We start from the raw sequence: 20,076 nt of genomic DNA, 5'->3' as shown, positions 1-20,076 counted from the left end.
CCGGAGGATACCTTGCGTGCTACACGCCCTTTCTGGAACAGATGGCAATCGTGGTCGACGCTGCTTCAGAGAAGTTTGCGGAAGTCCACACCCACGAACTGATCGAGCGGGAGATGACCCGGTCGAAAAGGGGGACGCGGCCTTCGACGTCAGTGTGTCACTCGGGGTATGTGACGATCGCGAGGAAATAAGGGATTCCTCGCAATCACCCTTTTGAATACAATTGGGCTGATTATTCTAAGGGATTAAATGTGTCGACAAAAAATCATGGTATCCCTTTATCCAAAAAGCAAAGTGGTCGATGCTCACATTTGATCTTAAAAAATTGTTAAACATCTCGTTGGCACATCTCGTCTGTCCAACATCATAGGCATATCGAGCAATACGAATATACCATTCTGATCTGATTGAATACACCGGTAACGTCGCAATTTCTTTGAGGGTTTGCTGAAGATAGTTGGTTACAATCAATTTTTTCTGCTGATACATCGCCTCATCACAAATATCCAGTCCAGCATCTAAACCGGCCAAATAATTTCCATATTTCATCCGGCTTTCTTTTAAGTCAATCAAGCTTTTGAGGACTTTTTCGTGATTATAATTATTGGGATTATTTTTTTGGAGGGCCATTAATTCTTTTACCCAATAACATTTCTCGTCGACACAAAACTCAGGCAAGGATAAGAGATGTTTTTCGATTTCACTTTCCATTCCATTAAGATGAGAAATAACCCGCTCATGAAAGGCTATAAAAATCCCCAATTGACCAGATATTTTTAATTCTCTTAAAACTCGATTAATTTCGTTCAATGAATAATATCTTAAGGTGAGATCTAATTGGAGATATTTATCGAATTGTTGTTCAATGTGTGTAAGGTATGAAGGCTTTAGGAGTTGCGAATTCCAACGAATACGTAATTCATCAATATCATATTTTATTTTCTGACGATCCGTCAATTTCGAGTATAAGGCAGAGCGACCCTTTTCAAGAATCAAAATGATTTTGTCCTTATCGCTTTTTTGTCGGTAATACGCTAACTGTAAATTAAAAAACTCTAGCAAATCATTGACATTGGTGAAATATATATGGGTACGATAATCGTCAATCCACTTCTCCGCAGTTGTAAAATCCCCCTCTAATGCATTACTTTCAATCAGGTTTTGATAACTAACATGAAGGAGATGCTTACTCCCTGCTGCAACAGCGGAGTGGGCAGCTTTTTCATAATAATGAAAAGCCTCAGCACTATTACCCTCAAGTTTCCGCATTTGGCCTAGATCATTAAAGATAGGTGGCAACGATTCACTTGATGAATTTGTAAAAGATGATATGGCAGAGATAAGAGTATCTGAGGCTGCAGCGATATCTCCCCTCATCTCATAACAAATAGCAATTGCATGTGCCCGTCTTAAAATAAGATCTCCTTCAACATTTTTTAAATTAAAAAGTACTTCCAACGCACCCTTATAATTTCCCAACAGTACGAAATACTCTGCCTTTGTAAGATTAAAGGATGCTTTCTCTTCCTCAAACAGATATTTTTCATCAAAAGATAGGATTGTTTCAAATGCTTTTTTTGGATTTTCTTTTATCAGATGGTTTCGTGCACAAAGTAGACGCCATTCGTATTGCATCAATGGATCTATGCAGAACCAACTGTAACAAGATAGCAAATTTTTTGCGCGTTCGTCATCTCCGGCTTTTATAGATAACAAAATTTTACTGAAAATATGCGAAAACGGCCATATGATCTTTTTCAAGGAGAGAATCATTAATAGCAAAATTTCTACCCAAAGGAGGAGCAGGATGAAGAAGGTAAAATCAGAAATCCATCTCATCGACCATACAAATAAGGTTACAAAAAATATGCCGGCTCCAATGATTGCTTTAATTCGATAACGTGGATGCGATAAAAAGTGAAAATCCTTAAACCCTCGATATCCTGCAATAAGAAATAATACGATAATTACACCGATACCAATGGCATCCCTACTCTCAAATGCTGAAAGAAAAACATCAATTTCTTGCATCAAAACCTCATATCAAACAAATAAATTATGGTTCGAATAATCGATTGTGTTACACCGCTTTAATAATTAAATTGATATATCATGCATTATTTTACTTTTTTGAGATCTTGATGAGGGGTGAAACATTTCACTCATTATTACGATTCCATACGCGCAAAACACCTGTTGGGTTTTGCGCTACGCACTTATCTGTTCATGCGATAGAAAAACGTCCGTGAGGCCGCCGCGGGTGCGCCCCTGCGGGGAGGCAATCGTCGCATCAGCGAGGATTGCCTGAAGAAGGCTTCAGCCTTCGACCGCGGCTGCAAGCATCGTAATAAGAGTAGGGAAGCTCGGCCTGCAGCCTAGAGCCGGCCGTACTTCTTGTGTGCCTGTTCGATGGTTAGAATTTCATGAACTCTGACAATTTTATTCGGTAAATCCACGGAATAGAATACCGTGAACTTCCGTGCAATGTGCATCCGGTACACCTCTCGGCCCTTTCGCAGGTTGATACGTTCCTTGTTTCCTCCGCTGCCGGGAAACGGATCGTCTTCAAGGCGGGCCAGAGCCTCGGTGATAATCCTCTGTGACTTTTCCGGTACCGAATTGATAAAATGGATTACAGTGTTCCGGACTTTAACGAGAAAAGTCAATCCTTAATCTCCGAGAGCGGCACATATTCCGAATCGGGAGTGTTTTCCCAGACCAGCAGGTCTTCTTCGAGCCGTGCCTTCTTCGCCCGCTCAATGAGTTCCCCAAGAAGATCATCATAGGTCTGGCCTGCTCCTTTCATGGCCCCGAGTTCCTTCCAGATCTTTTCAGAGACCGGCAAACGCTTCAGCGCTGGCATGATCATGATGTAAACACTGTAAATGTTTAAAACCTTTACAGGTAAAAATATTGCCATCATTATATACAACTAATCATTATTCGACTTCGTTCTTCTCTCCTACACTCAATTAATTCTGACAACAGACTGAGGCTCATTCATAACGGTAGCTCGGGAATGACTCCGTCATCACAGGTGTTATTTTTCTGTACCCACGTGACCCCCTACAACCAACCACACAAAGATTTTCATACAACTCAGAAGTAAAACTAACAAAATTCCCTTAAAAATTCTCAAGACATGTTGTGGGTCGCATGGGTACAAACTGATCTGGCCCCGCATTCACCCACGCAAATCAACCCTGCAAGAGCGTAGAAAAAACTGCATATTTTCGAGAGACATTATCATCAACTAGGAAAAATCGTCAGCCAAACCAGCAATTGCGCTACAGTACACTTTGTACCTACACGACCCCCAACACGAACCACCAACATTTTATTGCACCCGCTCATTCCCATACTCAGGAAGATTGTACTATGACCCGTTTCCGCATACGCCCCGGCACCCGCAGCGCATCGCGGCGGCTGAAGCGCCCGATTCCGGATATCCGAACGTTTGCCTCGATTATCCGGAAGATTTCCATCGAAAATCCGTTCGGGTGCACTTCATATCATACCGTGAGGAGAGTGCATCCACCGGTGAAAGCGATCCGAGAACGCTATACGGCCAAGTTCGTATATCTCGATGTAAAAGGGAAACAGGTGGGCGCCAGTTCCGAAGTGTACGATTCGGTTGAAGGGTACGAGATCGGGAAAGCAGCTATGATCACGAGCCTCGCCAACATCGCCGCCCACCGCGGGAAGATCGTGCACCATCCGGATGCCGACCTCTTCTCAGCCATCCTGAAATGTCACGACCCATCGGGCGAACTTTATTTCGTGAGCCTTACCCGGGAAAAGATTACGGTCTCATCCTACACGGACGATGCAATCCTGAAAACCGTGGAGAAATGGGCGGGCACGGTACCGGAACTGGCGTGAACCTGTCAGGTGAAAACAAGGGTTGGGGTTACTCCACAATCGCGTGCGAGTTCTTATCCCCGCGCCCGATCCCCTTGTAGATGAACCCCTCGCGGATGTACGCATCCGGATCAACAAGGTTCCGCCCGTCGACAATCGCCGGGTGCTTCTTCCCGGACAGGCTCCGGATCACCTTTGCGTCAAGCGTCCGGTACTGGTGGTGGCTGGCAAAGATCACGACAGCATCCGCTCCTTCCAGCGCCGCTTCAACAAAGGGGACCATCGCCACGCCCGGATACTCCGCAACATACGGGTCGTGAACGCTGACCTTTGCTCCTTCCGCAACGAGCAGGTCACGGTAGGGCTCGGCCGGAGTATTGCGCGTGTCGTCGGAATTCGCAAGGAACGACCAGCCGAGGAGCGCGATCTTCGCTCCCTTCAGCGGCGTGCCGGCCCGGGCAAGCGCATCCTTTGTCAGACGGAACATGTGGGTGGGCATGAAGTCGTTGATCCGCCGGGCGAGAACGTAGAGGGAGGGCTCGCCCTTCGGGAAGTCAAGCTCGTCCTTTCCGAGTACCTGCACGCCGCGTTCGAGATGGTAGGTATCCTTAGTGAGGCAGTGGCCGCCGACACCGGCACCCGGCCAGAGCATTGCTCTCGTGATCCCCTCACCCTTGAGGCTGTCAATGCCGGTCCGGACATCGTAGACGTTAATCCCCATTGCTTCGCAGTAGAGGGCGAGTTCGTTGATGGCAGCGATCTGGAGATCGCGGAAGGTGTTCTCCGCCGTTTTCGTGACCTCAGCTGCGGTTGCGGTCATGGGGATAACCTTCCCAACAGTCAGGACCGGGGAGTAGAGTTCCGTTGCCCGCTGCGTGCTGGTTTCATCGATGCCGCCGACAATCCGGTCGTGCTCCCGGATGTTCCGCAGGAGCCGGCCAACCATCACCCGCTCCGGAGCATGGGCAAGGGCAAAGTCCTTCCCGGCAACAAGGCCGGACTCCTTCTCCAGCAGTTCGCGGGCAACGCCGTTTGTCGTCCCCGGGGTGATGGTCGATTCGAGCACGACCAACATACCGGGACTGAGGTTGTGGCCCACGTTCCGGATGCCTTCGAAGAGCGCAGAGAAGTCTGGCAGCAGGTCCTCCTTGTTCAAAAACGGGGTCTGGATGGAGAGCGTTACGGCATCCAGTTCCCGTATCTTCGAGAAATCAGAGGTACAGGAAAACTTCCCTGCGCGAGCGACCTTCTTCAGTAGTTCTTCAAGGCCTGGCTCCTCGCCTTTCAGCGGGCTCTCGCCGCGGTTGAGCATCGCAATCTTGTAGCCCGATGACGGGGAATCGCGCTGGAACCCGTACACCGATTCGAAGTGCGGGACATCAGCAAAGAGTGCCGCTGCCGGAATACCTACATATCCCATGCCAAGGACGCCGATCTTTTTTATCGGGCCGCGTTTCCTGATAACATCCGAGAGCATCACTTCACCCGTACGTTTGTTCCTATTAATCGTCAGGCTATCCCGGAGAGGATCTGCTCGCACACCCTGAGGTTGTCGATTGCCTGGTCGGGAGTAACGGGGAAGGGTGTTCCTTCGCGGGCGCAGTCGACAAACATGGAGAGTTCGCGCTTTAAGGGCTCGAGCTTGTTCACCATCACCTTCTCGATGATATTCTCCTGCACGTACCGCTCGGCCTCGAACTGGTACTGGCCCGGCTTCCGGTAGATGGTGACCTCCTGCGTCATGAAATCGCCTTCGATGGTGCAGTCTTCCTGCTCCACGTAGATCATCCGGATCTTCTTCGAGGCCTTCCGGCTTGCCGAGAGCGCAACCGGGACATTCCCGCACTTCATGAGCACACTGCAGACATCGGGAGTCCCGGCGCTGTGAATAGTAGTCGGGTGACAGAGGAGGTTCAAGAGGATGTCGATATCGTGGATCATCAGGTCTTCCACTACTGTGCCGCCCGCAAACCGGGCCGATGCCGGATTATGCCGCTTCATCTCGATATAGAGAGGTTTGTCAACGATCTTCCGGATCTCGCTTACCACCGGGTTGAAGCGCTCGATATGGCCTACTCCGAGGGTAATTCCGGAGGGGGCCGACTTCATCAGATCAATGGCCTCTTTTGCGGAAGCACAGATCGGCTTCTCGATCAGCACATGCTTCTTTGCAGAGAAGACCTGGCGAACGGTTGCTGCATGAAACTGCGTTGGCACGCAGACACTGACTGCATCCGCATGAGCCAGGAGTTCGTCCATGGTGGCACAGACCCGGGCCCCGTGCTGTTCACCGACGGCCTGCGCGGCAGCACTGTTGAGATCATAGACTAAGACCCGGTCAATGCTCTTGAGCTCGGAACAGACCCGGACATGGTTCTTTCCCATGGTTCCGACACCGATGATACCGACATCCATCTTACTTCACCCGGTTGATCGTTTCACAGATATATGCCAGCTGTTCCCCGGTGAGAGAGGGGTGGACGGGAAGGCTCAGTACCTCTCCGGCAAGCCGTGTCGATACCGGACAGGGATCCGGCTCATTCTTAAGATTGAAAACCGGCTGACGGTGGAGCGGGACCGGGTAATGGATCGCGCTCCCGATATTGTTCTCTTTCAGGTAATCCATGAATGTCGCCCTGCTCATCGGGAAGTCTTTTGTGACCCGGATAACGTACTGGTGGAAGACCGGCTTTGTCCCGGGGAATTCGGCGGGAGTGACGAGCCCCTTCGCACGGATATGGCTGCTGAGGAAGGCCGCATTCTTCCGCCGCGATTCATTGAATTCGCCGATCCTTTTGAGCTGGGCGAGGCCGATTGCAGCAGAAATGTCCGTCATGCGGTAGTTGTATCCCAGGCAGGTATGGAGATATTTTTCGCTCTGGCCATGGTTGATGACCAGCCGCAGCCTGTCGGCAAGTCCCTTATCACCGGTCGTCACCATCCCGCCTTCCCCGGTGATCATGTTCTTTGTTGCATAGAACGAGAAGCAGGCAAGGTCACCGAATGAGCCAACAGTCTTTTTGTTCAGGACGGCACCATGCGCCTGTGCCGCATCCTCGATCAGGACCAGGTTTTTCCGCTGGCAGATCTCCTGGACCGCAGGGACATCGAACGGGAGACCAAAGAGATGGACACCGATGACGGCCTTTGTCCGCGGCGTTATTCTCTTCTCGATCTCCCCCGGCACGACCACGAACGACCGGTCATCGACATCGGCAAATACCGGTGTGGCGCCGCACATCAGCACCGACGATGCCGTTGCATAGAACGTAAAGGCCGGGACAATGACCTCGTCGCCCGGCCCAACACCGGCTGCCAGCAATGCGGCATGGAGGGCGGCCGTCCCGTTGTTCACGGCTACCGCGTGGGAAACGCCGCAGAATCCTGCAAACTGCTTCTCGAATTCCGCAACCCTGCTCCCTGACGCCAGCATGCCCGATTCGAGCACCGCAGTGACTGCCGAAATCTCCTCATAGCCCAGGACAGGCCGTGCAACCGGTATGAAATCCACGGTGAAACCCCGCACAATGGTACAGATACTGATACAAAATGCGTAACCATTCGTTAATAGCATTCCTGTCGGCAAAAGGTATGGCGGGGGCGAAGGATAGGTAATTAGGGCATGAGAAAAATATACTGATCCGGAAGACAACAGGAGGAGCTGCGGTGCGCCACATCATATCAATCGGGGATTTTGACCGTGAATGGATCGACAGCCTGCTTGACCATGCAGACCGGATTGACGGGAAACAGTTTGATTCCCATGCACTCGAAGGAAAGATCCTTGCCGTCCTCTTCTTTGAGCCCAGCACGCGGACACGGCTCTCGTTTGAGTCCGCCATTGCGCGCCTTGGTGGCACCTCCCTCTCGGTAGGGAGTGTCGAAGCCTGTTCCATTGCAAAAGGCGAAACCCTTGCCGACACTATCCGGGTCGTGAGCGGGTACGCGGATGCAATCGTTATCCGGCACCCGAAAGAAGGAGCAGCGCGCCTTGCCTCTGAATTCTCCACGGTCCCGGTCATCAACGCCGGCGATGGGGCCGGCCAGCACCCGTCCCAGACCCTCCTTGACCTGTACACCATCCGCCAGTCCATGCCCATCGACGGCATCGACATCGCGCTTATCGGCGACCTGCGCTACGGGAGGACTGCACACTCCCTTGCCTCCGCCCTCTCGCTGTACAACGCACGACTCCACACGCTCTGCCCCCGGGGACTCGAACTACCCGAGACGCTCTATGCGCGACTGGAGGAGCAGGGGATGGAGATCATCGCCCATGAGAATATCACCGACATCATTCCCGAAGTGGATGTCCTGTACGTGACACGGGTCCAGCGCGAGCGGTTCCCCGATTCGGCATCCTACTTCAATGTTGCATCGAGTTACCGTATCACGCCGGAACTCCTCGCGGATGCAAAGAAGCACCTGATCGTCCTCCACCCTCTCCCGCGGGTTGACGAGATCGATCCCCGGGTCGACGAGATGCCGCACGCAAAGTATTTCGAGCAGTCGAGAAACGGCGTCCCGGTGCGGATGGCGATGCTGATGCAGGTGATGCAATGAAGAACAATGAAACCCAGGAGAACGAAGGTCTCCTCGTCCGCCGGATCAAGAACGGGACCGTAATTGACCACATCAGTCCCGGTGAAGCGCTTAATGTCGTCAAAATTCTCGGAATTACCGGAACAACCCAGGAAGCGCTTTCCATTGCTACCAATGTCCCGAGCAGGAACATGGGAAAGAAAGACATCGTCAAGCTGAACAACCGCGAACTCTCCAAGGAAGAGGTTGACCGGATTGCCCTCATCTCGCCAAAGGCCACCATCAACATCATCCGAAACTTCAAGGTCTTTGAGAAGAAAGGCGTTGAAACGCCAACGTTAATCGAGGGACTCGTCCGCTGCCCGAACCCCGGGTGTATCTCCAACACGCACGAACCGATACGGAGCAGGTTCTCGGTGAAGGAGAAGGGACTCCACTGCATTTACTGCGACTGGGTCATAACCGGCGACATACCCAGCCATATCATCTGACATTCTTTTTTCTCGTGGCGCCCGTGGCCCTTTTTTTTAAGATCCACCACCAGCGTTTCGGTGTTTCCGCGGGAGATGACAGAAAGGTATTTTCCTTAAGGCTGCTTAGTCAGATAACCATTGGTTTTTGGACCAGTACCAACTGATGGCATTAAATATCTGTTCATTGATAAATTCAGGTTAGTGATCATGATGAGATCCAAGACATTTTTGTTGTACGCAGGACTGGTAGTCCTGTTCCTGGCCCTGGCAATCCCCGGGGCATCCGCAGCCGATACCGCGAAAGCAGGGTACATCACCGTCGGATTAGCCCCTGTGGCACAGTTCGATGCCCACTATGCTTTCACGACAATCCCCACGAAAGTCGACTTTGTTGATACATCGCTTGGCTCCAAACCGATGACCTGGGAATGGGACTTTGGTGACGGTGTCACGTCAACGGAACAGAACCCGAGCCACACCTACCTCAGGCGCGGCACCTACACGGTCAAGCTGACCGTGAAGAATGCCTACGGAACCAGCACCGCTATCAAGGTAGACCATATCTCTGTTGGCATGCCCCCGAGGGCAGCATTCGTCGGCAGCCCCACCACCGGTGGCGCACCGATGACGGTTGCATTCACCGACCAGTCGACCGGCCAGGTGAACCAGTGGACCTGGGACTTTGGTGACGGACAGGGGTCAAACGAGCAGAACCCGGTGCACACCTACTGGACTGCCGGAAACTACAATGTCATCCTGACGGTCTCCAATGAGTTCGGTATCTCGGATGCCATGCGGAACCAGTATATCACCGTTTCTGGTGACCTTGCCGCAAAGTTCGACACCTTCCCCTCATCCGGAAAGGCACCCCTCACGGTCCGGTTCACTGACCGCTCGACCGGCAGCCCGGCTGCCTGGTCCTGGGAATTTGACGATGGTATCACCTCGAACGAGCAGCACCCGTCCCACACCTTCTCGACCGCCGGTTCCTATAACGTGAAACTCACGATCACCCGCGGCACAGAGACTGCCTCAACAACCCAGATCGTCAACGTCGGCGGCGTCCCTGACGCAGAGTTTGTCGGCTCACCCCTCCAGGTGAACCCGAACGAGAACGTCCAGTTCACGGACAAGTCCGGCCATGCCCCGACTGCCTGGTCCTGGGACTTTGGCGACACGGCAACATCAACAGTCCAGAACCCGTCCCACTCCTACCAGGTGAAGGGCATCTACACGGTTGCGCTCACCGCACGGAACGAGAACGGAAAGGACACCGAAATCAAGAAAGGGTATGTAAATGTCGGAATGCCCCCGAAGGCTGACTTCTACCCGGTAGCTACGCCCTACGCCATGTACTCTGTCCCCAAGACCGTTCAGTTCATTGACCAGTCGACAAACATGCCGACCTCCTGGTCCTGGGACTTCGGCGACGGTGCAACCTCCACGGAACAGAAGCCGACCCACATATACATGAAGGAAGGCACCTACACCGTCACGCTCACGGCCAAGAACAACTTCGGTTCTGACACCGTGATCAAGAAGGACCTGATCACTGTCGGTGGCGGTGCAGCCGTTGACTTTGTTGCAGACAAGACAACCGTTGGCGTTGGACGGGTTGTCAGCTTCACCGACCTTTCGACCAGCAACCCCATCAACTGGGTATGGGACTTTGGCGATGGTACAACCGGAACCGGCCCGAACCCCGACCATGTCTACCGGGCAACCGGTGTCTACGATGTTACCCTGACGGCATCGAATCCTTACGAGACCAACACCCGCACAAAGAACCAGTACATAACCGTTCTCTCCATTCCCCGGGCGGACTTTGTTGCTGACAGGACAAAGGGCGGAGCCCCCATGGCAGTTGCATTCACGGACAAGTCCTTGAACGCACCGACTGCCTGGAAGTGGGACTTTGGCGATGGCGCAAGCTCAACCGAGCAGAACCCGACCCACACCTACACGACCCTTGGTGTTTACACCGTGACCCTGACCGCGTCTAACAAGGACGGATCGGACACAACATCGAAGGTCAACTACATCTCTACCACCCTTTCCCCGGTAGCCGACTTCAAGGCCAACCGCCAGGTCGGCAAGGCCCCGTTCATTGTCGAGTTCACTGACCTTTCGTCCAACAACCCGACCTCCTGGAGCTGGGACTTTGGCGACGGGACCTCATCCACGGAACAGAACCCCCGTCATATTTACCTCCACGAGGGTTCCTATGATGTCAGCCTTACCGTAGCCAACCAGTACGGGGCTGACTCTGTCTACAAGACGGGAACATCCGCACCGTCAGCCGCAATCGTGACCACTGAAGGACCTGCTTCACCGGTCACCGAAAGCCCGGCCGCTGTAGCAACAGGCGAAGCACCCGCGGCAAAGCCGACAACACAGGCGCCCCTTTCCGCTGCAGTGCCGCTGCTTGCAGCAGTCATTGCACTGATCGGTGCAGTCCTTGTTTCAAGGAAATAATCCCTTTTTTCACCGGTCGGACGATGGACGACTGGTCCTGGTAAGATTCTTGTTAAAAACGTCCGCCCTGCTTTTAGTGCAGGACGTGCCCGTGGACATCGATCTCGCCGCGGTAGATCCGCGTGCTCGAGATCCAGTGGCCGTCCTCGGCAAGGACACAGGTGATCTGGTGGATGTCCACCTTCTGCCTGCCCTTGCCACGGCGTTCCTTGTTGATCTCAACAGCAACCGGAAGTGTCTCTTCGGAGACCACAATGGCATCAAAATCGGAGTCAACCGCCGATCCGAACCGGTCGTTCAGCGGCTCGATGTTCCAGCTGGCAACGTCATCCTTTGACAGGATATATGCCTCAAGGTCGGCTTTCCGGTCGGTATACGAGCGTATCGGGTGGATTTTCCGGCTCGCGAAGGTGTCCGTGGTGAGCCCGATCACAACATGTCCTCCCTTCCCGGCAAGATCGAACGAGCGGTCCAGCAGGCGCTTGTGCCCGTCATGAAGGGGATCGAACGTACCCCCTACCATAACCTTCATGTTCCTCCATTCTTAATTTCCTATGTTATTATGGCTATGGATGCGAAAATCTCCGGCGTTGCCCTCTTCCAGGCCGGGAATGCAACCGTGACGGGGGATGTCACGCTGGGAAAGGACGTCGGGATCTGGTTTGGCGCCGTGATCCGAGCCGACAGGGACCGGATCGGGATCGGCGACCGATCCAATATCCAGGACAACTGCGTGGTCCATACCAGCAAGGGATTCCCCGTCATCATCGGCAGCGACGTTTCGGTCGGCCACGGGGCAATTCTCCACGGTTGTACGATCGGGAACCGCGTCCTTGTCGGGATGGGAGCTATCGTCCTGAACGGAGCGAAGATAGGGGAGGGCTCGGTTATCGGCGCCGGTGCGGTGGTAAAAGAGGGCATGGATGTCCCGGAACGGTCGGTTATTGTCGGCGTTCCCGGAAAAGTCGTCAAGCAGGCCAGCGACGAGCAGCAGCAGCACATCCTGAAGAATGCCGCATCCTATGCCGAACTCGCCGGAGAGTACGCCCGCCATGGCTAACATTGTTGTTATCGGTGCCGGGGTTGCCGGCATCCAGGCAGCCCTCGATATTGCGGGCCATGGCATCCACGTCGACCTTGTCGAGCGCGAGCCCTCCATCGGAGGCCACATGGCGCAGCTGGACAAGACCTTCCCCACAAACGACTGCTCCATGTGCATCCTCTCACCCAAGATGGTGGACGTGTCCAGGCACAAAAACATCAGCATCCATACCTGTGCCGAGGTCGAGCGGATCGAAGGAGAGGCCGGTCACTTCCGGGTCACGATAAAGAAACACCCGCGGTATATCGATGAGGTCACCTGTACCGGCTGCGGGGACTGCATCCAGATCTGCCCGGTCGAGGTATACAACCGGTTCGATGCCGGGGTCGGCGTGCGGAAGGCCATTTACAAGCCGCATGCACAGGCGGTGCCGGACATTGTGGTCAAGGACCAGGAGCACTGTATCGAGTGCGGGCTCTGTTACGATGTCTGCGGCCCGGGCTCGATAAAGAGAAAGGACGAGGAGACGACACTTGTCCTTGATGCGGCAAGTATCATTGTCACAATCGGCTACGATGTCTTCGATGCAAGGAAAAAGACGCCCTTCAACTACCTCCGGCTTCCCGATGTCATCACCAGCCTCGAACTCGAACGGATGATCAATGCCGGCGGTCCGACCGGGGGGAAGGTCAAACGGCTGAGCGACGGCAGGGAGCCCCAGTCCATTGTCTTCATCCAGTGCGTGGGCTCCCGCGACATGACCATCGGGTGCCCCTCCTGCTCCTGTGTCTGCTGCATGCAGGCCTTAAAGAACGCGATCCTGATCAAGGAGAAACACAAAGAGACGGATGTCACGATCTGTTACATGGACATCCGGGCGTATGGCAAGGGGTACGAGGAGTATTTCGAGCGGGCGAAGTCGCTGGGTATCCGGTTCCTCCGGGGCATGCCCTCCGATGTGCTCGCAGACGGGAAAGAGAGCGGCATGATCCTGCAGGTCGAGAACTCTGAGACGGGGGAAGTCCAGGTCCTCCACCCGGACCTCGTGATCCTCTCGATCGGTATCCGTCCTGCCGAGGCAGGGCCGGCTCTTGCAGAGAAACTGGGTATCACCTGCGAAGAGAACGGATTTATCCGGCCGGTGAACGATGCCGTTGATACAATAACAACACTCCGGCCGGGGATTTACGTAGCCGGAACGGCAACAGCTCCCCGGGATATTCCGGACAGCGTGGCCTCGGGGCAGGCGGCGGCAATGCGGGCATGGATCAACGCGATAAAGGTGGGGCAGTAAGTGGACACCTCGCCAACGCTCTGGTGGGATAGTGACAAAAACTGCCTCTGCTATATCGAGCAGACGCTCCTGCCGGGAGAATACAGGATAATCGAGTGCCGGAGCATTGACCGGCTCGCGACCGCTATCCGGCGGCTGGAGATCCGGGGGGCACCCGCGCTCGGCGTTGCCGGGGGTTATGGCGTGGCCATTGCAGCACTCACCGTGAAGAGTGATGCATTTCCCGCATTCATGGAAGGGGTAAAACGGGACGCTGAACTGATCCGTTCAACCCGCCCGACTGCCATCAACCTTGGCTGGGGGATCGACCGGGTACTGGCGGCGATGAAGACGGCCGATAAGCCGGATGAGGCCTGTACGATTGCACTCAGGGAAGCTGATACAATCGCCCGCGAAGACACTGCCTGCTGCCATGCCATCGGGAAGAACGGCGCCGCCCTGCTCCCGGACCGGTGCACGGTCCTCACGCATTGCAATGCCGGGGCGCTTGCCTGTTCCTCGTGGGGGACGGCACTGGGCGTGATCCGCTCGGCGGTCGAGGCTGGAAAAGACGTGAAGGTCATCGCCTGCGAGACGCGGCCGCTCCTGCAGGGAGCACGCCTCACGGCATGGGAGCTTGCCCGCGACGGGATTGACGTGACCGTGATCACCGACTCGATGGCCGCCCGCTTCATGAGGTCCGGCAAGATAGACGCTGTCGTTGTCGGGGCGGACCGGATCACCCACGACGCGGTCTTCAACAAGATCGGCACCTACATGCACGCGATCTGCGCCCGCCACCACAGGATCCCATTTTACGTGGCCGCCCCGCTCTCGACATTCGATCCGGAGAAGAGCGAACACGATGTCGAGATCGAGGAACGGGCACGCGAAGAGGTCACGACCATGGGCAGCAGGGTGTATATACCTGACGGCGCAAAAGTGAAAAACCCGGCCTTCGATGCAACCCCCATGGACCTTGTCACGGCCATCATCACCGAGAACCGTGTGCTCCGCCAGCCCATCGATACCCGGTCACACTTATCTCGTACTACATCCCATTAGACCACAACCGGAAGTGCCCGATGGCATTTGTTGACCTCACCCCCTGGAACCACGTGATGCTCTTCATCGGCCAGGTCACGGTCATCGTCTTCCTCTCGGCACTTATCATCTCCTTTATCCTTGTGGTCATCTCGATCTACTCGATACGGCAGAAGAAACTCTACTTGCCGGAACTCATCAAGGCCGGCCTCGTCTTTCTCGAAGGCCTGATGAAGGCCATGTTCCGGTTCCTCGGCCTCGAAGACCAGGAGATGCTTTCGTTCTTCATCAAGCTCCAAAACACCATGAACGCTGCCAATTTCGCAGCGATCCCGGTTGCAGAACGGGCAATCTTCATGCCCCAGTGCCTGCGGTCATCCCAGTGCCCCGCCAACCTCACCCCGGAAGGCCTCAAATGTAAAACCTGCGGCCAGTGCACCGTGGGCGAGGCAAAAACCCTTCTGGAGCATATGGGATACAGGATCTTCATCGTGCCCGGTTCGTCCTTCATCAAGCGCATGGTAAAGAAGTACCGCCCGAAGGCAATTCTCGGGATTGGCTGCCTTGCCGAGGTGAAGGAAGGCATCGATATGGCCGACAAGATGGGCCTCGTGGTGATGGGCGTCGTCACCTTAAAAGAGGGCTGCGTGGAGACGATCGTCAACTGGCCGGATGTCTACGAAGTGGCAACGCTGGGAATCGACCCGGCGTCAGTCCCCGAGAACCTTCATACTCTTGCCGATTAAATTCCCGCTCTTTATCTTTCCGTGGACGATGATCGCGTCCGCGCTTGTGACATCGCCAACCGTGACGTTGGGGCGGAGGATCACCCGGCCGCCGGCCTGGACCGTGTGGACGACCGCGTTGTCGAGGATCACGACATCGCCCTGCGAGACTATCGGCCCCTTGACCCGGCACTGGCTCCCGATGACCGCACTCCCGCAGGTGATATCCAGCGCAACGCTCGACCGCGGGCCGAGCTCAAGGGTGCCGGTGACATTCAGCCGCCCCCAGAAATGCGTGCGGGGCGGGACAACGAAGTCGCCGTCGATCCGGACGTTCCCTTCGAAATACGAGCCTTTCTGCGCAAAATAGGTTGTTCCTTTCTGGATCACCGTGGGCATTGTTCTCACTTCTACCTGTGGTGCCAGTGCGGGGATAAACTTGTTGCTCGGAGCCACCCGGGGCGGGGCTGCGGGCCGGGGTGACTACCCGAAAAAGAGAGCTGAGATCACGAAGACAAGAAGCGATGCGAACATGCCGTACTTGAGCGCCGCTGATGCCTTCGACTGCCGGACACAGGCCGGCGTGTCGCAGGAAAGGGCCTTTATGGCTGCCACGATAAGGATAACGTCAACAATCCCGATGAGGACAAGGTACGGGATACCCCACCACAGGAAAGGGACTGCGCTTGCGATGGCAGAGAGCAGGACAAAGACAAAGGCGGTAAGGGCGGTCTTCTTCACGCCGATCATGATCGGGAGCGTGACTGCCCCCCCGGCTTTGTCCCCCTCGACATCCTCTGCGTCTTTTATGAGCTCGCGGGCCATCATCGCAAGGAAGGTCATGACTGCGATGGGGACGAGATGGATGAGCCCGTCCATTCCCGCGAAAGCCCCGCCAAAGAGGAACATGCTCCCCGAGAGGTAGGAGACCGCAATGTTCCCGACAAGCGGGATGCTCTTGAGCCGGGCCGCGTAGAGGACAAGGAGCAGGGAGTTGAAGACGGCAAATGCGATGCAGATCCAGTTCGTGAAGAGGCAGAATGCGATCCCGGAAAGGAAGAGCGCGACCGCGTACCAGAGTGCAGCACCCCGCGAAACCTGGCCGGAGGGAATGGGCCGGTCGGACCGGTTGACCGCGTCAATCTCTGCATCGAAGTAATCGTTGATCACGTTACCGGCCGCCGTGATGAGCGTGACCACAACAAACAGGAGGAGTGCCGCGGGGACGAGAGTTCCGGTTGCGATGAAATACGCGATAACCGCGGCAACGCCGGCCATAACGGCATTCACCGGGCGGAGTATCGTAACGAAGCCGGCAGCGCTCATTGGATCATTCTCTGGTCGTCCCGGACTAAAAAGTGCGCGAAAAGGATTGTATACGGGCGAGGGGGGATTTGAACCCCCGGCGTTCAGCTTAGGAGGCTGACGCTATGTCCGGGCTAAGCCACTCGCCCTGCCCATATCCATTGCGGGGGAATATGTATAAGTTTTGCGCGCTGCAACATCTTCGGCACATGGATCTGACGGAGGCAACTGAGGGAAAAACAACGATCCTGATCCCGGTACAGGACAACACGACACAGTTCCCGCCCGGCTCCGCCCCGATCTTCTTCAACCGCCGGATGGAGCTGAACCGGGATATCACCGTGCTCCTCCTCCCGCTTCTTGAGCCTGAAGAATACCTCGATGCCATGGGGGCTACCGGCATCCGGGGTCTGCGGGTGGCAACCGAATGCGGGATCCCCGTTGCGATAGCAGACCGCGACCCGAAAGCGATCGAGCTGATCCGTAAAAATGTCCTCGACTCGGGGATGCCTATCGAGGTCATCGAACGGGACATGAATGCCCTGCTCTCGGAACGGTCCTTCGATGCCGTGGACCTCGATCCGTTCGGCACGCCGGCCTGGGTGATCGATGCAGCAATCCGGGGCTGCCGCCGGTTCCTCTTCGTAACCGCAACCGACACTGCACCGCTCTGCGGGGCCCACCTGAAGGCCGGGATCCGCAGGTATGGTGCCGAGCCGATGAACACGGAATACCACAGCGAGGTGGGGCTCCGGATCCTGCTCGGGTTTGTCGTGCGGGAGACCGTGAAGTACGACCGGGGGATCGAGCCGCTCTTCTGCTATGCCCGCGAGCATTTCACAAGGCTCCACCTCCGCATCCTCCGCGGCCCGAAGGCAGCTGACGAAACCCTCTCGCATATCGGCTTTCTCCACCAGTGCAAAAAGTGCCCGTACCGCGAGGAACAGCCGGGACTCCATTCCGTGTCACGCACCTGCCCTCACTGCGGCGAACCGCTCATTCCCATCGGGCCGCTCTGGCTCGGGAAGATCGCGAAGGATGAGATCGTGTCCCGGCTTATCGAGGTAGCTGGTTCTGCTGATCTGGGGACAAAAAAGGACGTGCTGAAAATCCTGCAAACCAGCCGGGATGAAGTGCCGACCTCGAGCTTTTACGATTACCACGAGATTGCCAAACGGTTGCGCTGTTCCCCGCCGGGCATCAATATCGTCCTCCAGAGGATTTCTGCTGCCGGCTACCCGGCCAGCAGGACGCACTTCTGCGGGTACGGGATCCGGACAACTGCGCCGCTCGCCGTGATCTATGATGCGGTACGGGGCGACCGCACAACGGAAATGGTGTAAAAAATTGCTCTGTAGAAATCCTTGTCACAACGCACTCAGTGGAATTACGAGTGTGACCCCCTCTCTCATCGAAGAACGCTGATGCATTCAGGAGACGGTCAACGACCTTCTCCTGCCGCAGGTCTGACGACCTGTGGCATTCTGCAACCTCCCTGCGGTCGGTCCCCAGAGGGGGAGTCCGAATGGTCCATCAGGGCCATGAGGAAGGAGAAGAACCCGAAGGATTCTTCGAGGGCGAGAAGATGCCGCACATCTTCTCGTCTCGCAGTCCAATGACTGCGAAGACAGCCCAAGGGGGCAAGCCCCCTTGACCCCCATTTTTTTTCAAGGATTGCATACAGCCAAGTTCCACGGTTCGAACGGTCGTCAGACTGTGAGGATGAGAAGAATCCGAAGGATTCTTCGTGGGGCGAGGGTCGGAAGACCCCGAGCGCCCGTGGCTCCATCCTCATCTAACACAATACCACGCAGGATTTCAATAGCGGGAAAAAAAGTCAGTGCTCGACAATGATGCTGAGCAGGTCACTGTCAACGAGCCGGTGCGACAGGCCGACCCTTTGTCCCGGGTGCTTGACGGATTTGCCCCAGATCCGGGCATACCGGAACTTTTGGACAAACTCCCGGTGGAGCTTGTTACAGACATCCTCGACCGTGCTGCCGTTCCGGATGATGAGGGGTTCTTCCATGTCCGCCTCTCCTCCGTGGGGCTTGAGGTACAGGCGCATGAACCCGAGGCAGTCGTAGATCGCGTCCTTGAGTTCTTCCAGGTGGTAGCCTGCGGCAGCGGAGATCATGAGGGGCGGATTGCTGAACCGCTCCCCGATATCGTGCTCGATCTCCAGGTAGCGTTCCTTGTCCACGAGGTCGACCTTGTTAACCGCGATGAAGGCCGGGATGTACACGCGATTGCCCTGCACGGCATCGATAAGGTCATCCTGTGTGGCGTTCCCGCGGATCAGGATCTCGGCGTTCATCATCTTGGACTCGGCAAGGATGGACCGGACCTCCTCGATGTCAAGGTCCAGCGTTCCGACCGCGTTGAGCCGGATACCACCGACCGAGGATTTCTTGATGGTGATATCCGGCTTCTGGACATTGATCCGGATGCCGGCATCATACAGTTCCTTGATCAGGACATCGAAGTGCCGCTCGTTGAAGACATCCACGAGAATGATGATGATGTCGGCGTTCCGCACCACCGCGATGACTTCCTTTCCCCGGCCCTTGCCCATCGCAGCGCCCGCGATAAGCCCGGGGATATCGAGGAGCTGGATCTTCGCCCCCTTGTGTTCCAGCGCCCCGGGCACGACCGTGAGCGTTGTGAACGCATAGGCGCCGACAGCACTTTCCGTGCCGGTCAGCTTGTTGAGGAGCGTGCTCTTACCCGTTGAAGGGAATCCGACAAGGACGGCAGTCGCGTCACCGGACTTCTTGACATTGTACCCTTCCCCGCCGCCCCCGGACTTCATGGCCCGGTTCACGGCCTCGTCTTTCAGCCGTGCAATCTTCGCCTTGACCCGGCCGATATGCTTGGAAGTAGCCTTGTTGTAGGGCGTCTTGATTAACTCGTCTTCGAGCTCTTTGATCTGGTCTTCAAGACTACTCATTGCCTATAGTAATCGCCGCAGGACGGAGATATAGTTGATTGTGCAAAGGGGGCGCTCCATGCGATGCCAGAACCGTTCCGTATCCTCGTAAAAAACTATAAGTATCCACATCGCCCACATTAGAGGGCAACTTGCTGCTATAGTGTAGTCCGGCCAATCATGCGAGCCTCTCACGCTCGCGACTGGGGTTCGAATCCCCATAGCAGCATCCGTTTTTCAGACCAGAATCCCCAACGGTTTTCCAACGCATTCTCCCAGCGTCAGCTTAATCCATATGCACACGGATTTCGCCGGTGCAATGAGAAAAGGAATTGATCCTGCACCTACCAGCCGAGACCGGGCATTTCACTGCCAGAAAGCGGAGTATGCAGATCATTCTATCGACA

Annotated in this window: 19 protein-coding genes, 2 tRNA genes and 1 pseudogene; 12 read left to right on the top strand and 10 right to left on the bottom strand. The window is 55.3% G+C overall.

Going from position 1 to position 20,076, the window contains the following annotated elements:
- A pseudogene (locus PHF39_RS12735) lies at nucleotides 1-191 on the top strand (protein-L-isoaspartate carboxylmethyltransferase); the annotation flags it as partial.
- 46 nt (nucleotides 192-237) lie between these two features.
- Here the strand turns inward: PHF39_RS12735 and PHF39_RS12730 are convergent.
- Together PHF39_RS12730 and PHF39_RS12725 are read right to left on the bottom strand one after the other, a co-directional pair.
- Nucleotides 238-2,031 (bottom strand): hypothetical protein, encoded by a 1,794-nt coding sequence (locus PHF39_RS12730; RefSeq protein ID WP_300224682.1) that lies wholly within the window; start codon nucleotides 2,029-2,031, stop codon nucleotides 238-240.
- A gap of 631 nt (nucleotides 2,032-2,662) precedes the next feature.
- Entirely contained in the window at nucleotides 2,663-2,863 is a 201-nt protein-coding gene (locus PHF39_RS12725; protein ID WP_300224681.1) for a hypothetical protein, read from the bottom strand.
- Nucleotides 2,864-3,378: 515 nt separating this feature from the next.
- On the opposite strand from PHF39_RS12725, the gene PHF39_RS12720 reads away from it, so the two are divergent.
- The gene (locus tag PHF39_RS12720) at nucleotides 3,379-3,882 is read left to right on the top strand and encodes a hypothetical protein (RefSeq protein ID WP_300224680.1); all 504 of its coding nucleotides are present in this window, start codon (nucleotides 3,379-3,381) and stop codon (nucleotides 3,880-3,882) included.
- Nucleotides 3,883-3,910: 28 nt separating this feature from the next.
- On the opposite strand, the gene PHF39_RS12715 is transcribed toward PHF39_RS12720, so the two are convergent.
- From PHF39_RS12715 to PHF39_RS12705, 3 genes are read right to left on the bottom strand one after another with little or no spacing between them, the layout of a single operon-like run.
- A complete protein-coding gene (locus PHF39_RS12715; RefSeq protein WP_300224678.1) occupies nucleotides 3,911-5,338 on the bottom strand; it encodes a nucleotide sugar dehydrogenase in 1,428 nt (475 codons plus the stop codon).
- Nucleotides 5,339-5,370: 32 nt separating this feature from the next.
- On the bottom strand, nucleotides 5,371-6,276 hold the full coding sequence (locus PHF39_RS12710; protein WP_300224676.1) for a Gfo/Idh/MocA family oxidoreductase: 906 nt from the start codon (nucleotides 6,274-6,276) through the stop codon (nucleotides 5,371-5,373).
- Between the two features lies 1 nt (nucleotide 6,277).
- On the bottom strand, nucleotides 6,278-7,372 hold the full coding sequence (locus PHF39_RS12705; protein WP_300224674.1) for a DegT/DnrJ/EryC1/StrS family aminotransferase: 1,095 nt from the start codon (nucleotides 7,370-7,372) through the stop codon (nucleotides 6,278-6,280).
- 155 nt (nucleotides 7,373-7,527) lie between these two features.
- Here PHF39_RS12705 and pyrB point away from each other — a divergent pair, with 155 nt between their 5' ends.
- The 3 genes from pyrB (at nucleotide 7,528) to PHF39_RS12690 (ending at nucleotide 11,351) form a co-directional block, all read left to right on the top strand.
- Nucleotides 7,528-8,424, top strand: a complete 897-nt coding sequence (gene pyrB, locus PHF39_RS12700; RefSeq protein WP_300224672.1) for an aspartate carbamoyltransferase — start codon at nucleotides 7,528-7,530, stop codon at nucleotides 8,422-8,424.
- Nucleotides 8,421-8,894 (top strand): aspartate carbamoyltransferase regulatory subunit, encoded by a 474-nt coding sequence (pyrI, locus tag PHF39_RS12695; protein ID WP_300224670.1) that lies wholly within the window; start codon nucleotides 8,421-8,423, stop codon nucleotides 8,892-8,894. Before pyrB ends, pyrI begins: the two co-directional genes overlap by 4 nt.
- A 189-nt stretch (nucleotides 8,895-9,083) precedes the next feature.
- Nucleotides 9,084-11,351, top strand: a complete 2,268-nt coding sequence (locus PHF39_RS12690) for a PKD domain-containing protein (RefSeq protein WP_300224668.1) — start codon at nucleotides 9,084-9,086, stop codon at nucleotides 11,349-11,351.
- A gap of 73 nt (nucleotides 11,352-11,424) precedes the next feature.
- Here the strand turns inward: PHF39_RS12690 and PHF39_RS12685 are convergent, their stop codons facing one another.
- Nucleotides 11,425-11,883, bottom strand: a complete 459-nt coding sequence (locus tag PHF39_RS12685) for a phosphopantetheine adenylyltransferase (protein ID WP_300224667.1) — start codon at nucleotides 11,881-11,883, stop codon at nucleotides 11,425-11,427.
- 30 nt (nucleotides 11,884-11,913) lie between these two features.
- Between PHF39_RS12685 and PHF39_RS12680 the strand changes: the two genes are divergently transcribed.
- From PHF39_RS12680 to PHF39_RS12665, 4 genes are read left to right on the top strand one after another with little or no spacing between them, the layout of a single operon-like run.
- A complete protein-coding gene (locus tag PHF39_RS12680) occupies nucleotides 11,914-12,411 on the top strand; it encodes a gamma carbonic anhydrase family protein (RefSeq protein WP_300224665.1) in 498 nt (165 codons plus the stop codon).
- Nucleotides 12,404-13,687 carry a CoB--CoM heterodisulfide reductase iron-sulfur subunit A family protein gene (locus PHF39_RS12675; protein ID WP_300224663.1) on the top strand — a complete coding sequence of 428 codons (1,284 nt, stop codon included), beginning with the start codon at nucleotides 12,404-12,406 and terminating at the stop codon, nucleotides 13,685-13,687. Before PHF39_RS12680 ends, PHF39_RS12675 begins: the two co-directional genes overlap by 8 nt.
- Nucleotides 13,688-14,731, top strand: a complete 1,044-nt coding sequence (gene mtnA / locus PHF39_RS12670) for an S-methyl-5-thioribose-1-phosphate isomerase (protein WP_300224661.1) — start codon at nucleotides 13,688-13,690, stop codon at nucleotides 14,729-14,731. It begins immediately after the preceding gene.
- Between the two features lie 20 nt (nucleotides 14,732-14,751).
- Nucleotides 14,752-15,456 carry a DUF116 domain-containing protein gene (locus tag PHF39_RS12665; RefSeq protein ID WP_300224659.1) on the top strand — a complete coding sequence of 235 codons (705 nt, stop codon included), beginning with the start codon at nucleotides 14,752-14,754 and terminating at the stop codon, nucleotides 15,454-15,456.
- Here PHF39_RS12665 and PHF39_RS12660 read toward each other — a convergent pair.
- The 3 genes from PHF39_RS12660 to PHF39_RS12650 form a co-directional block, all read right to left on the bottom strand.
- A complete protein-coding gene (locus PHF39_RS12660; protein ID WP_300224684.1) occupies nucleotides 15,421-15,834 on the bottom strand; it encodes a polymer-forming cytoskeletal protein in 414 nt (137 codons plus the stop codon). The two genes, PHF39_RS12665 and PHF39_RS12660, sit on opposite strands and share 36 nt — an antisense overlap.
- Nucleotides 15,835-15,918: 84 nt before the next feature.
- Entirely contained in the window at nucleotides 15,919-16,761 is an 843-nt protein-coding gene (locus PHF39_RS12655; RefSeq protein WP_300224658.1) for a geranylgeranylglycerol-phosphate geranylgeranyltransferase, read from the bottom strand.
- 53 nt (nucleotides 16,762-16,814) lie between these two features.
- A tRNA-Arg gene (locus PHF39_RS12650) sits at nucleotides 16,815-16,889 on the bottom strand.
- A 60-nt stretch (nucleotides 16,890-16,949) separates the two neighbouring features.
- On the opposite strand from PHF39_RS12650, the gene PHF39_RS12645 reads away from it, so the two are divergent.
- Together PHF39_RS12645 and PHF39_RS12640 are read left to right on the top strand one after the other, a co-directional pair.
- Complete coding sequence (locus PHF39_RS12645) at nucleotides 16,950-18,083, top strand: tRNA (guanine(10)-N(2))-dimethyltransferase (protein WP_300224656.1); 1,134 nt, start codon at nucleotides 16,950-16,952, stop codon at nucleotides 18,081-18,083.
- 182 nt (nucleotides 18,084-18,265) lie between these two features.
- Nucleotides 18,266-18,394 carry a hypothetical protein gene (locus PHF39_RS12640; RefSeq protein WP_300223598.1) on the top strand — a complete coding sequence of 43 codons (129 nt, stop codon included), beginning with the start codon at nucleotides 18,266-18,268 and terminating at the stop codon, nucleotides 18,392-18,394.
- 183 nt (nucleotides 18,395-18,577) lie between these two features.
- Here PHF39_RS12640 and PHF39_RS12635 read toward each other — a convergent pair whose 3' ends face one another.
- On the bottom strand, nucleotides 18,578-19,690 hold the full coding sequence (locus PHF39_RS12635; protein ID WP_300224654.1) for a GTP-binding protein: 1,113 nt from the start codon (nucleotides 19,688-19,690) through the stop codon (nucleotides 18,578-18,580).
- 133 nt (nucleotides 19,691-19,823) lie between these two features.
- Between PHF39_RS12635 and PHF39_RS12630 the strand changes: the two genes are divergently transcribed.
- Nucleotides 19,824-19,898: transfer RNA gene (locus tag PHF39_RS12630), tRNA-Glu, on the top strand.
- Nucleotides 19,899-20,076: the final 178 nt, after the last annotated feature.

It is taken from the genome of Methanoregula sp. (genome assembly GCF_028712425.1).
Taxonomy (GTDB): Archaea; Halobacteriota; Methanomicrobia; order Methanomicrobiales; family Methanospirillaceae; genus Methanoregula.
The sequence above is the reverse complement of the archived record's forward strand: the minus strand, read 5'-3'. Positions and strand labels throughout refer to the sequence as shown.